This is a genomic window from Burkholderia sp. 4M9327F10 (assembly GCF_005503145.1).
Taxonomy (GTDB): domain Bacteria; phylum Pseudomonadota; class Gammaproteobacteria; order Burkholderiales; family Burkholderiaceae; genus Paraburkholderia.
Map to the genome: position 1 here is coordinate 1 of NZ_SCNV01000035.1, position 13,542 is coordinate 13,542.

The window sequence follows — 13,542 nt, forward strand, 5'->3', positions numbered from 1 at the left end:
AAGAAGGAGAGAAAGAAGACCCAGACACCCACCGAATAACCCGCAAAGCTGGTCCAACGGGTGGGTCAGAATTCAATGCAAATCGTGGGTCAGGATTCCGCGCAAATCAACAACGGGAATCTCAAGTTCTTCGCAAAGGTCATTCAATCGCGACCATTGGTCGTTGATAAGGGCCTTCAACGGGCTGATATAGAGCACCGACCCGGTACACGGCTCGTCGCGCAGTAGATTCGACAGAATGGGAAGGAACGCAGCTTCCGTTTTCCCGGCCGCTGTCGCTGCTGCGATGATGATGTCACGGTCTGCATTGATGAGCGCGGGCACGGCGCGCTCCTGCGCGTCGCGTAGCTCGGTCCACCCCTCCCTCCAGACCCAACGTCGAATCTTTTCGTGGAGCAGGTCGAAGCTTCGGGAGTCAGCCGAGGCGGAAGCTGGCGAGTTCATCGTCCCCCTCGGTCGCAACGTCAGCCACGCCTCCCGTATCCTTCTCGACTTCGAGCGTCCCAATCAACTGCCGCCAGTCCGCCGACGGATTTTGTTCCATAACCGCTAACAGGTTAATGAACGCCGTTATCGTCGTGCGCGGTGTTCTGAAATAGGTGTCACCGAGCCGCATGGCGCAATGCGCCATGAAGGCCGGAATCGCCGCCTGCGGCAAAATCGCCTTGGTCGCGTCGCCGAACGCGTGGACGATGCGAATCTTATCCAGGAGGACATAAAAGTCCTCAGGCGTGAGGCTGGCCAGCCGCATCACCGGACCGGTGTAGTCGACAAATCCATTCGTGGCGAACGTGTTTTCGGCAAGCCGCGACTGAAGGGCGGTGTAGCTATAGAGCCCCCGCTTCGTATCGAGCAGAAACTCGGGGGTACCCCCAAGAACGAACCCCAATCCTTCTGCAGACCCCTGGAGTGAATCGTTGAGAATCCGCAGAATCTGCTCGTAATTGGAATTTCGCGCCTGGACATTCGCGAGCTTGTACAGGTTAACCAACTCGTCGAGGCACACCATCATGCCGCCGTACCCGGCGAGTTTGACAAACCGAGCCATGAGCTTGAGTTGGTCGTACACCGATGCGTCATCGATGATGGTGCGAACTCCCAGTGCGGTCCGGGCATCGGTCTTGGTGGAGAACTCGCCGCGCAGCCATCGAATGGCATCGCCCTTGAGCTGCTCGTTTCCCTCCTCGAAACCGCGGCAGTATGCCGCAATAACGTCGGCGAAGTCGTATCCATTGACCATCTCGGTCAACTGATTGAGCTGCGAGCGAATCACCTCCTCGCTCGTTCGCCCGGAGGCCTTGGCTTCGGTTTTGGCCTGCCCAATGAACTTCTCTACGATACCCGCGAGCGCACCACCGTCAGGCTTCGTACGAGTCGACATGTTCTTCGCCAGTTCGGCGTACAGTGAACGTGCCTGACCACCGGAGGCATGCAATCTTCGATCAGGGTTCAGGTCCGCATGGACCGTGACCAGCTTCTTCTCGAGTGCGATGGCTCTAACGAGATTCAGGAAGAAGGTCTTCCCCGCGCCATATTCGCCGACCACCACCCGGAAGCTCGAACCACCGTCCGCGACACGACCGATATCCTGAATCAATGCTTCCAGCTCTTTTGCGCGGCCAACCTGGATTAGATGTTGCCCGATGCGGGGAACGACGCCGGCGCGAAGGGACTGAAGAACCGCATCGCGGTCCTTCGGGCGAATTGTTGTCATGAGGCTAGCCTTTGTGCAAATTCCTGATTGATTTCGACTGGGTCATCGCCGTCAGTCAGCGGTTCGTCCCAGTGGTCGAGCGAGGCTTCGTTTACCTGTTCAATTGCGCCGTCGAGCATCAGTTCCAGGTCCAATGCCGCGTCAGAGAGCTCCGAGCGAGTCCATGACGGACGTGACAGCAAAAGACGCAAGAATGTCGAGTGCGCCTCGTCCAGTCCTAGCAGGCCTGCAGAACCCGTCTCCCGCTCCGCGGTTTCCTGGACCGGTTCTGCAACCGGGACTTCTTCTGCAAACACGTCAGCCAGTAAGGCGGAGACTTTAGCCGTCTCCTTCTGCAGCGCCTCGATTCTCGTGGTATCAAGCACAAAGACCGGTTTTGCTGAGCTGTTCGGCGTCTTCTCGGCTCCGGTTGAAACCCGCGTCGGGTTGGGAGAGCCAACAACAGCATTGCCATGCAGGTCGCCGTAGAGCTGCTGAGGGTCGAGACCAAGCATTTGATAGAGTCTCTCCAGCATTTTTACTTCGGCCGGCGACACAAAGCCATCTGCATTCGCTGTCTGCACGAGCAGCGTCGCGACGGAAACCTTCACCTCCGCAGAAAGCGGTTCAAGCCGCTTCTTCAGGCTCGCGGGGGTGGGCGGCTGTGCAATCTGCACGGCGGCGCGAGCTTTGAGCCTGTCCTGCTGTCGGGGGGTTAATTGCCGCCACGACTCAATCTGGCGATGAATCAACGCAACTTCCTGCTCAGACGCGTTGCCGTCAGCCATCGCAATCGATGCCGCCACGTCCACCATTAGCGCGAACGTTAAGTAACTGTCGTCAACGAAATTGGTTGAGGTGCTTGGAGGCGTCGCATACAACCCGACATACTCGTCGCTCTTCGGCGTCCGCCCCGAAATTCGCGCATCCGGTTCGATAGCTACGCCGGCCTCTCCCAGAACGCGCACGAAAGCGGTTAGCTTGTCGCGCGTGATGTTCCCAGACGCCTTGAATTTTTCGAACAAGCTTCCAAAAGTCATCACGACGGTCCCGCCGGCGACAGTTGAAGCAAGTGACTCAAGCTCCAGACGAGCACTCTCTGGCCACAATTCGACCGGCAACGTGAGCGCACTTTCCAGCGAGCCTTTCGCATCCGGATTCCGGCCCAGAAATCTGCTATATGCATTGAGCGAGTCGGAGCACTCGTTGACCAGTTGCTGGAGCTTGTTCCTCGGTCCCGTCACGGCAGCAATATCAGGCAGCGACGTAATGTAATCGGGGTACTCGATGCCCTGCAGTGCAGGGAAAGCGGTTTGCGCGGACACCTTCAGCTTTGTCTTGTTCGCTGTCAGCTTCATGCCATCGCGGAATTGCTCTCGATATTTCCGACGGAACAATTGGCGAAATTCGTCCTCGCAGCGAGTCACGGGGGTTCGCTTATATACGCCACCGTCGCCAAGCGCCCAGGCAAGCGCCCAATCTGAAGGCACCGGCTTCTTATCGACCGCAGCCTGACCAAACGCCACGCGTATGCTCAGTGGTACCTCGAACGCGCTGCTGATTGTCCCCGGCACCTGGTCGTACTGGCGTTGAGGGTGGGTTAGATGGACGAAAATGAACTCAAGCAGGCCATCGATGTGAACGGTCCGCAAAACGTTCGAATAAATCGACTTCAGACGCTTCAGTTCACTTGCGATGGCTTCAAATTCGCCTTTTTGCACCTTTCCTTGAATCCCATCGAAAAGGACGCGCCTCTCGAGACCGTAAAGGTAAAAAAGGGCAAAGCTTCGATGCAATCGCAGGTCAGAGCGGTCGGAAGCCAGCCACTGAAGGTATGCGCCACGTTGCTCGGCCGAAAAGGACTGATAGCTTAGCCAGTAGTCCTCCGACCCGGCGGAGAGGTCGCTAGCTGTCGTAGCGACATTTGCCTTCGGATTCACGACGCACGCATCCAAGCTGGTCGCCTCCACGCGCTTGGGTACACCCAGGTAGAACATACCCCCTGTAATCGCTACGCCGCTAATCTCCACCTTTTCGCCGGGGCCCACCCATCGAACGCCGACTGCGGTGTCAAGCGCGGGCCGCGCAATTCGATAGGACGAAGAGGGTGAATCTGCTGACAGGGTGACTGTCAGGAATTCGTCGTCGGACTGGGCGCGACGGCCAATATTGGTGGGCGGCATCGAGGAGCTTGAGCTAGGGCCGTGTGGTGCAGCAGGAGGCGGATGGTTGCTGCTGGTAGCAGGTCCTTGTTCCTTCTTCTTGCCGAAGATAGCCACAAGCACACAGCCGAGCACAAAGACGAGGAACACGGTCCACCCGCCCTTCGGGGCAAATATGATGGCCATGACGATGGCCACAACCAGCGTGCCCGCGCCGGAACCCGATTTTTTCGCCTTCCGGCCCATGGTCTCAATCTCTCGCGTCTTTTGATTATGCGGGTTGACTCATTCCGTCATTGCCGCCATTTTCGGGAAGTATATTACGACCGAAAGAAAGTGACCTCGGAACGGAGCCGGTTCAGATTACCGCTTTCCTCGCTCTTCCGTGACTAAGCCGATACCGCGCAGATACCCAAAATCGCTTCCGAACACCCAACCTGCAGTTGCTCCCATGAACACAAGTCTGCGCGTAGTGGACGAAGTCTGATTTGGTGAAGCGAGGGGCGTTCGGCCGGCAGTTCGTTGGATTGGGAAACCGGACGCCGACTCGCCCATTGGTACTTCCCCACAAATGGCATCGCTATAGTGGCAACGGAAACATCAACTGCCACCGACAACGGATTCAGCCGCAAGTTTGCGCTCACTCACATCACGCGACTATGCGCCAACCTTCTCGACTTCATCCTTGCCGACGCGGCAGCATTATTCGACCGTATCGCCGCGCGGCCCATCCACATCATCCCAGTGGCACACTACTGTCGGGTCCAGCCAGTCTGCCGCACGACGAATCCAGTCCGCGTCAATCACACCGTTGCTCGAAGACAGTTTTTCGGTTTGGAACTTGTCGGCAAGGTTCCTCAACCGATTTGCCCGCTCAAGTTTAGCCGCCCACTCTTCGACTTGCTTGAGACGCCCCAGCGCCAGCGTTCGTAATTCGGTCTGGAGCCGCTCCTCCGCGGCCTTGGCTTCAGCAATGACTTGGCGCTTCGCGTCAATTTCGGCTTTCACGCGCCGGCGTATTGAGAGCTCACGAAGTCGGCCGACAAATGCCACGATTTTGGTTTCAACGGACGCGCTCCGACTGTCGCCAATTTTCGCCAACTCATAGCTGCTATTTGGCTCGGTCACCGCAATATCGAACTCACCCGTTGAATGATATTCGTACTGCTGGGTGTGGAAGTTGAATCCAACTTCTTCGTTCTTCTGTCGTTGTTCGCGCGTCAGAGGCATTGGCTCCCGCTGGCTGCGCTCGCGGACATTGAACGACAGGTTGAGGTCAAGTATGGAGACGAATACGGGGCCGTCGGCCTTAGCGCTGGCGGAAAGAGCGTAGCCGGCAGCCAACAGCGATTCGAGCACGAGATTGAGAAGCAGCACCGCACGGAAGCTGTTCGCCTGTGACGCGGCAACACACACGAGCCCAGGTCCGTCGCAGAGCTGCCAGCCCCTTGCATCGCTGACCTTGCCCTCGAGCCTCTTCGCGACTCGCTTGGCTAGCGGCAAACAGTCCTCCAGGGATGTCCGCAGGCGTAGGTTTGGTATCGCAGGGCGATGCGGCAAGTCCTCCTCAAGACTTTCCCGATATCGGGCATCAAACTCGTCGTCTAACGGCGTAACGTACCTAGAACGGCGATAAGTCGTTGGTCCCTTCGTCACGCCAAGGGGCGGCCTCTTCGCGGCCCGGCCTGCCGCCAATTTCGCCCAATAGCCCACCGGGGGAAGCGGCACTTCGAGGTCCAGGCATATTTTCCGAAGTCCGACGTCGGAAATCGCATAGCGTTTCGCCACCTTGGTAACCGGCTCGGTCCACACTTGCTCGTAAAGCTCCTCGCGATGAAAGTCAGTGTATTCCCAACCCATCTTCGTACCCCCGAAGAAAGAAGTCGAACCAAAGCAATCGTCTACGCGAGCGAAGAAATGCAGCGCAGACGGGGCATACCTGTTACATCAGAGTGGCAAAACCAGACTGGCACGGCCGTCGCTTGCAGTCTGGGGATAGCGAGCGCCGAGACCGTGCCGTTTCAGTTTCCGGACAGAACGTACGGTAGCCGGCGCCAAACTTCCAGACGGGGTTGCCGCCATCGGTATCGGTGACCTGTTGGCGACGCGCCGGCCGGCAATGCTGAAGAACCAACGAGCCACTCGCGAGTTAGTTTTTCCAGAACGGCATATCGACCGTAAATGTGAAAATGTCAGGCCAGACGGCGTAGCGTTTGTCGCGACAGCCGTGCGGCAATGATGCCGCCTATTGCACCGCCGAGATGGCTCTGCCACGACACTCCCGGGTAAATTGGCAGCAGGCCGTGGCGGCGCTGAATTGAGAGCGCTCGGGCACTGCGGTGCGTTTTTGTTGCGCGCGCGGCCGCCAAGTGGGAGGTGGCGCGGGGGACCGGACCGGTGCCCGGGCACGGAGCTGACCGGGGTGAAGAGAGGCGGAGCCGGCGGGAGAGCCCGGGGCCGAAGCCCCGGTACGCCCGCTCGATAGATTCATTCCGTGACAGTTTTTTCGGAATTTCCCGTCGAAATCGGGCGATTTTGGGTCACAGGATTAGAAGCGTTTACGCTGCAAAATCAAACGCTTGCAGACGAATAACAGCTTCTTCTGGGGAGGTTGCGCTGTTGTGTAACGACTTCTAATCCATATTGCCACACACCGAGCGCCGATCGCCCTATGCGGCTCCACCGTCAACGACTTCGCCAGTTTTCGACAGTTCTCCACGTTGTTCCGTCCCTTTCTTATATGTCAGGCAGAGCTGCACGTGACTGACTTCATTCTCTCGGACCAGCCCCTGTAGAAAGAGAAGCTGACTTACAGACTGTCAGATCCTCCCGACCGTCTATATTTTTCTTCGACCGACTATATTTCTTCCGATCACCTGATAACGTCCCTTACTTCCACCTCCTCACAATTTACTTGACACCTAAAATATCGAGGACTAAATTACATTCCAGAATCTCACTGGAGCACCAGCATGCGCATCGTCTGTATTGGAGGAGGCCCGGCCGGCCTGTACTTTGGGCTGTTGATGAAGGGTCGCAACCCGGCGCATGAGGTCACGGTGATCGAACGCAACCGCCCATACGACACATTCGGCTGGGGCGTCGTGTTCTCGGACCAGACGCTCGGCAACCTGCGCGCAGCCGACGCGCCCAGCGCGGACGCGATTCTCGACGCCTTCAACCACTGGGACGACATCGAGATCAATTTCCGCGGCGAGCGGGTCCGCTCGTCGGGCCACGGCTTCTGCGGCATCGGGCGCAAGCGTCTCCTGAACATCCTGCAGGCGCGCTGCGAAGAACTCGGCGTCAAACTGGTCTTCGAAACCCAGGTGACGGACGACACCGCCTACGAAGCCGACCTGATCATTGCCTGTGACGGCGCCAACAGCGCGATTCGGCAGAAGTACGCGGCGACCTACCAGCCAGATATCGACATGCGCGATTGCCGCTTCGTCTGGCTCGGTACGAAAAAACTCTTCGAAGCCTTCACGTTCGCGTTCGAAGAAACCGAATGGGGCTGGTTCCAGGCCCACGCGTACCGCTTCGACGATCAGACTTCCACCTTCATCGTCGAAACCCCGGAGCGTGTCTGGCGCGCCGCCGGCCTTGACGAAATGAGCAAGGAAGACAGCATCGCCTTCTGCGAAAAACTGTTCGCCAAATATCTTGACGGCAACCCGTTGCTCTCGAACGCCGCCCATCTGCGCGGCTCGTCGCAGTGGATTCGCTTCCCGCGCGTAGTCAACCGCGAGTGGGTGCACTGGCGCTCCAACACCAACGGTGCAGCGCCCACGCCGGTCGTGCTGATGGGCGACGCCGCCCACACCGCGCACTTCTCGATCGGCTCCGGCACCAAGCTTGCGTTGGAAGATTCGATTGAACTCGCCAACAGCATCGGCGCTCACCCGGGAGATCTGCCCGCCGCGCTCAAGCACTACACCGAAGTGCGTAGTGTCGACGTGCTGCGCATCCAGAACGCAGCCCGCAACTCGACGGAGTGGTTCGAGCACGTCGACCGTTACACCTCGTTCGAGCCGGAACAGTTCGCCTACTCGCTGCTGACGCGTTCGCAGCGTATCTCACACGAGAACCTGCGTGAGCGCGATGCTCAGTACCTGTCCGCGTTCGAGGACTGGCTCGCAGCGCGTTCCGGTATTGAGCGCACACCGGCGAAGCATTCCGTCCCGCCAATGTTCACGCCGTTCAAGCTGCGTGGCGTCACGCTCAAGAACCGCGTGGTCGTATCGCCAATGGCGCAGTACTCGGCCGTCGACGGCGTCGCGGGTGACTACCACCTCATGCATCTCGGCGCTCGCGCCATGGGCGGAGCCGCGCTGGTGATGACCGAGATGACCTGTGTGTCGCCGCAGGCCCGTATCACCCCTGCTTGCCCCGGCATGTACGCACCGGAGCATCTCGTCGCATGGAAGCGCATCGTCGATTTCGTGCACACGCAATCGGACGCGAAGATCGGCATGCAGCTCGGCCACGCAGGCGCGAAAGCGTCCACGCGCGTGAGCTGGGATGGCATCGACCAGCCGCTGCCCGAAGGTAACTGGCCGCTCGTCTCGGCTTCACCGCAGCAGTATCTGCGCGGTGTCAGCCAATGGTCGCGCGAAGCCAGCCACGATGAGCTGCGTGAAATTGAAGCGCAATTCGTCCGCTCAACTGAGATGGCCGCGCAGGCGGGCTTCGACTGGCTCGAACTGCACTGTGCACACGGCTATTTTCTGTCGAGCTTCCTCTCGCCGTTGACGAATCTGCGCAGCGACGAATACGGCGGCTCATTGCAAAACCGCCTGCGCTATCCACTGCAAATCTTCGCCGCTATCCGCAAGGTATGGCCCGTAGACAAACCGATTTCCGTGCGCATTTCAGCACATGACTGGGTAGACGGCGGCACCACGCCTGACGACGCGGTGGAAATCGCCCGCGCCTTCAAAGCAGCGGGAGCCGACATGATCGACGTTTCGTCGGGTCAAGTCAGCAAGGACGAGAAGCCGGTTTACGGCCGCATGTTCCAGACGCCATTCGCCGATCGAATCCGCAATGAGGCTGGTATCGCAACCATTGCAGTCGGTGCGATTTCAGAAGCCGATCACGTCAACAGCATCATCGCCGCCGGGCGCGCCGATCTTTGCGCAGTGGCACGGCCGCATCTGGCCAATCCTTCGTGGACGCTCAACGAGGCAGCCAAGATCGGTTACTTCGACATGATGTGGCCCAAGCAATATACCGCGGCGAAATCCCAACTCGAGCGCAATCTCGAACGCGAGCGTGCGCAGGCCGCCGCGAATGCAGGACTCTCGCCGCAAGAACGCGCACAACGCGCAGAAGGAACGGTGTGAATACAACGAACTCCGAGCTAAGCGGCAAACACGCAGTCGTCACGGGTGGCGGCAGCGGCATTGGTGCGGCCACTGCGGCGGCGCTGGTACGCGCCGGCGCCCGTGTCACGCTGATGGGCCGCGATGCCGGCCGTCTCGCTGCACAGCGCGACGCGTTAAGCGCGCTCAACACGGCGGGCGAGCTCGCCTGCATTGCCGTGGACGTCGCGCAGGAGAATGCTGTCATCGCGGCCTTTGAGCAAGCCGGTCCTGTCGATATCCTGATCAACAATGCGGGCCAGGCGCAGGCCGCACCGTTCACGCAGACCGGCACAGCGCTCTGGCAGCGCATGCTCGACGTCAACCTGACTGGCGTATTCCTCTGCACACGCGCCGTACTGCCGGGGATGCTCGAGCGCGGCTATGGCCGCATCGTCAACGTCGCCAGCACTGCAGGACAGATCGGTTACGCCTACGTCGCCGCGTATTGCGCCGCCAAGCATGGCGTGATCGGCCTCACCCGTTCCCTCGCGCTTGAAGTAGCCACCAAAGGCATCACCGTCAACGCAGTCTGTCCCGGGTATACGGAAACCGAACTGCTGCGGGCCTCGCTAGACCAGATCACCAGCAAGACCTCGCGCAGCGAGCAGGAAGCACGCAGCATCCTGCTGCGTCATAACCCGCAACAGCGCTTTGTCGCACCCGAAGAAGTTGCCAATGCGGCCCTCTGGCTGTGTATGCCGGGTTCCGCCGCGATTACCGGCCAATCCATTTCAGTCTCTGGGGGAGAAGTCACATGACCCGAGCTAGCAGCGTTAAAAAGCCGTCCGCCGCCGAAGCGAAACCGCCGCGCAAAGGCGTGGCGAAGCCTGCCGAGAACGTGGTCGATCTGGAAATGAGCACCGGTGCAGATAGTCATATGGGTCTGCGTCTATGGCTACGCATGCTGACCACGACCAACCTCGTGCAAGCCGAATTGCGCAAGCGCCTGCGCAACGAGTTCGACACCACGCTGCCGCGCTTCGACCTGATGGCGCAGCTCGAACGTCATCCCGAAGGACTGAAGATGACCGAACTCTCGCGCCGTCTGATGGTGACGGGCGGCAACGTCACCGGCATTACCGATCAGCTTGAAAAAGAAGGCCTGGTTGTGCGCGATGCCGATCCCAACGATCGCCGCTCGATCAGCGTTCGCCTGACACCCGAAGGCCGCGCGCTGTTCGACCGCATGGCGGTGGCACATGAACAATGGGTCGTCGAAATGTTCGGCGGCCTTAGCCTTGACGAAAAGTCGCGCACGCACCAGCGTCTGGGCAAACTGAAGAAACACCTGCTCGACAATCTCAAGGTCTGGGCAAACTGAAGAAACACCTGCTCGACAATCTCAAGGATTGAGCGGCACCGAACTGGAGGAGACATTCATGACATCATCCCACGTCGACGCCCTGCTGGCCGGCAATCGCGTCACGCTGGCGGGTTACGAGGCCAGACACTTCGGCTGGTCGGTTAGCGCCAAAGTGGCGACGATCACACTGAACCGCCCTGAACGCAAGAACCCGCTCACCTTCGAATCGTATGCTGAGCTACGTGACCTGTTTCGCCAGCTTGCATACGCCACCGACGTCAAGGCGGTGGTAATCCACGGTGCCGGCGGCAACTTCTGTTCGGGCGGCGACGTGCATGACATCATCGCACCGCTGATCGATTTGCCCATGCCCGAGCTATTGCTGTTCACGCGCATGACCGGCGATCTCGTCAAGGCGATGCGGCATTGCCCGCAACCGGTGATCGCCGCCGTCGACGGTGTCTGCGCAGGCGCTGGCGCAATTCTCGCAATGGCCTCGGACTTGCGTCTCGGCACCGCGCGCAGCAAGCTCGCGTTCCTGTTCTCGCGCGTCGGCCTCGCGGGCTGCGATATGGGCGCGTGCTCGATCCTGCCGCGCATCATCGGTCAGGGACGCGCGTCGGAGCTGCTGTTCACGGGCCGCTCGGCAAGCGGCGACGAAGGTTACGCCTGGGGTTTCTACAACCGCCTGTGCGAACCGGACGCGTTGCTCGACGAGGCTACCAAGCTTGCTGCCGAACTCGTCACCGGTCCGACTTTCGCGCACGGCATCACCAAGAAGATGCTGCACCAGGAGTGGAGCATGAGCATCGACGAAGCGATCGAATCCGAAGCGCAAGCGCAGGCCATCTGCATGAACACGCATGATTTCGAGCGGGCCTATCGCGCGTTTGCTGCGAAGACGCGTCCGGTTTTCGAAGGAGACTGACTTGAGCGCTTCCGGCAATCTGGATCTTCACAGCGCGCTAGCGTGGCCGTTCTTCGAAGACCGGCATCGCGAGCTCGCGGCTGGCGTTGAAGCATGGTGTCGCGCTCATCTCGCTGACGCGGAGCACGGCGGCGACGTCGATGCGGCCTGTCGCCACCTGGTGCGCGAACTCGGTGCAGCGGGATGGTTGAAGTATGGCGTGGGCGGTACCGCCTATGGTGGTCACGGCGACACCATCGATACACGTGCGGTCTGTCTGCTGCGCGAAACACTCGCGAAGCATTCAGGCCTCGCCGACTTCGCGCTGGCGATGCAGGGGCTTGGCTCAGGCGCAATTTCGCTCGGCGGAACGCACGAACAGAAGCAACGCTACTTGCCGCGAGTTGCAAACGGCACCGCCATTGCAGCGTTCGCGCTCTCCGAACCGGACGCAGGCTCGGACGTCGCCGCCATGGCGCTGTCGGCACGCCTCGACGGCGACGACTATGTACTCGACGGCGACAAGACGTGGATTTCCAACGGCGGCATCGCGGATTTCTACGTGGTGTTCGCTCGAACCGGCGAAGCGCCGGGCGCACGCGGTATCAGCGCCTTTATTGTCGACGCCGATACGCCGGGCCTGGAGATCGCGGAGCGCATCGACGTGATCGCGCCGCATCCGCTCGCCCGCCTGCACTTCGCGGGTGCCCGCGTGCCGCGCAGCCAGATGCTGGGAGAACCGGGCGAAGGTTTCAAGCTGGCCATGCGCACGCTCGACATCTTCCGCACCTCGGTGGCCGCCGCCTCGCTCGGCTTTGCGCGCCATGCCATGGCCGAAGGCCTGGCACGCGCCGCCTCGCGCAAGATGTTCGGTCAGACGCTCGGCGACTTTCAGCTCACGCAAGCCAAGCTCGCGCAAATGGCGCTCACCATCGATAGCAGTGCCCTGCTCGTCTACCGCGCGGCCTGGTTGCGCGATCAAGGCGAAAACGTCACGCGTGAAGCGGCCATGGCGAAATGGCACGCGAGCGAAGGCGCGCAGCAAGTAATCGATGCGGCCGTGCAACTATGGGGCGGAATGGGAGTGCAAAGCGGCACTGCCGTCGAAATGCTATATCGCGAGATTCGTGCGTTGCGCATCTACGAAGGCGCCACCGAAGTGCAGCAACTGATCGTGGGCCGTGATGTGTTGAAGGCCCACGCCGTCGTCCACCCGGATAGCAAGAGCACGCCATGAGCACCACGTTCGAGATGCCAGTGCGCATTCGCTTTGCGCATTGCGATCCGGCGGGCATCGTGTTTTTTCCGCAATACCTGGTGCTGACCAATGCTTTGGTAGAAGACTGGTTCACCGAGTGTCTGGGTATCGACTATGCCCATATGATCGGCCAGCGCCGCATCGGCTTGCCGATCGTCAAGCTGGATTGCGAGTTTTCGCGGCCGAGCCGGATGGGCGAGACCGTCACGCTCACGCTGAGCGTCAACTCGATCGGCCGGCGCTCGATCCGCATCGGCATTGTCGGCCATTGCCATGACGAGGTGCGCTTCAAGGCGCATCAGGTGCTGGTGACGACTTCGCTCGAAACCGGTCAGTCCATCGATATTCCCGACGACATCGCGAGCGCCCTCGCGAGATTTGTCCCACCCGTACTCACCGACGAGCCACGCCCATGAAAAAACCTCTTCTCCCTGCCGGCTGGGTCAAACCGCGCGGCTATGCAAACGGTGTTGCAGCCGTCGGCACTCAGGTGTTCATTGCCGGCCAGATCGGCTGGGACGCCGAGGCGCGCTTTCAGTCGAACGAATTCGCCGCTCAGGCGATTCAGGCCTTGCGCAACGTGGTCGCCGTGCTCAATGAAGCCGGCGGCAAGCCGGAGCATCTGGTGCGCATGACCTGGTATGTCACCGACAAGCGGGAATACCTCATGGCGCTCAAAGACATCGGGCGCGCATTTCGTGAGCTGATCGGCGACTACGACATCGCGATGAGCGCGGTGCAGGTCGTCGCACTGATCGAAGATGAAGCCAAAGTCGAAATCGAAGCCACCGCAGTGATCCCCCACGAAGCCCGCTAAACGTTCGGCTTTGCATGAGATCGGAGAAACGTC

At 60.1% G+C, this 13,542-nt stretch carries 10 protein-coding genes and 1 pseudogene; 7 read left to right on the forward strand and 4 right to left on the reverse strand.

Annotated elements, in window-relative coordinates; genetic code table 11:
• Nucleotides 1-111 precede the first annotated feature (111 nt).
• The 4 genes and pseudogenes from FFS45_RS26350 to FFS45_RS26365 form a co-directional block, all read right to left on the reverse strand.
• A pseudogene (locus FFS45_RS26350) lies at nt 112-444 on the reverse strand (DEAD/DEAH box helicase); the annotation flags it as partial.
• A complete protein-coding gene (locus tag FFS45_RS26355; RefSeq protein ID WP_137957576.1) occupies nt 416-1,714 on the reverse strand; it encodes an ATP-binding protein in 1,299 nt (432 codons plus the stop codon). The gene FFS45_RS26355 and the pseudogene FFS45_RS26350, both read right to left, overlap by 29 nt.
• Nucleotides 1,711-4,101: a TerB N-terminal domain-containing protein gene (locus tag FFS45_RS26360; RefSeq protein WP_249362933.1), complete on the reverse strand. Its 2,391-nt coding sequence runs from the start codon at nt 4,099-4,101 to the stop codon at nt 1,711-1,713. The genes FFS45_RS26355 and FFS45_RS26360 overlap by 4 nt, the downstream gene beginning before the upstream one ends.
• 456 nt (nt 4,102-4,557) lie before the next feature.
• The gene (locus FFS45_RS26365; protein WP_137957577.1) at nt 4,558-5,715 is read right to left on the reverse strand and encodes a hypothetical protein; all 1,158 of its coding nucleotides are present in this window, start codon (nt 5,713-5,715) and stop codon (nt 4,558-4,560) included.
• Nucleotides 5,716-6,827: 1,112 nt separating this feature from the next.
• Here FFS45_RS26365 and FFS45_RS26375 point away from each other — a divergent pair.
• From FFS45_RS26375 to FFS45_RS26405, 7 genes are read left to right on the forward strand one after another with little or no spacing between them, the layout of a single operon-like run.
• A complete protein-coding gene (locus tag FFS45_RS26375) occupies nt 6,828-9,203 on the forward strand; it encodes a bifunctional salicylyl-CoA 5-hydroxylase/oxidoreductase (RefSeq protein ID WP_137957578.1) in 2,376 nt (791 codons plus the stop codon).
• Complete coding sequence (locus FFS45_RS26380) at nt 9,200-9,982, forward strand: SDR family NAD(P)-dependent oxidoreductase (RefSeq protein ID WP_137957579.1); 783 nt, start codon at nt 9,200-9,202, stop codon at nt 9,980-9,982. Before FFS45_RS26375 ends, FFS45_RS26380 begins: the two co-directional genes overlap by 4 nt.
• The gene (locus FFS45_RS26385; RefSeq protein ID WP_137957580.1) at nt 9,979-10,545 is read left to right on the forward strand and encodes a MarR family transcriptional regulator; all 567 of its coding nucleotides are present in this window, start codon (nt 9,979-9,981) and stop codon (nt 10,543-10,545) included. The genes FFS45_RS26380 and FFS45_RS26385 overlap by 4 nt, the downstream gene beginning before the upstream one ends.
• Nucleotides 10,546-10,603: 58 nt before the next feature.
• Nucleotides 10,604-11,455, forward strand: a complete 852-nt coding sequence (locus FFS45_RS26390; protein WP_137957581.1) for an enoyl-CoA hydratase family protein — start codon at nt 10,604-10,606, stop codon at nt 11,453-11,455.
• Between the two features lies 1 nt (nt 11,456).
• Nucleotides 11,457-12,671: an acyl-CoA dehydrogenase family protein gene (locus FFS45_RS26395; RefSeq protein ID WP_137957582.1), complete on the forward strand. Its 1,215-nt coding sequence runs from the start codon at nt 11,457-11,459 to the stop codon at nt 12,669-12,671.
• Nucleotides 12,668-13,108: a thioesterase family protein gene (locus FFS45_RS26400; RefSeq protein WP_137957583.1), complete on the forward strand. Its 441-nt coding sequence runs from the start codon at nt 12,668-12,670 to the stop codon at nt 13,106-13,108. The genes FFS45_RS26395 and FFS45_RS26400 overlap by 4 nt, the downstream gene beginning before the upstream one ends.
• Nucleotides 13,105-13,509, forward strand: coding sequence for a RidA family protein (locus FFS45_RS26405; protein ID WP_137957584.1), 405 nt, complete (start codon nt 13,105-13,107; stop codon nt 13,507-13,509). The genes FFS45_RS26400 and FFS45_RS26405 overlap by 4 nt, the downstream gene beginning before the upstream one ends.
• The last annotated feature ends 33 nt before the right edge of the window (nt 13,510-13,542 follow it).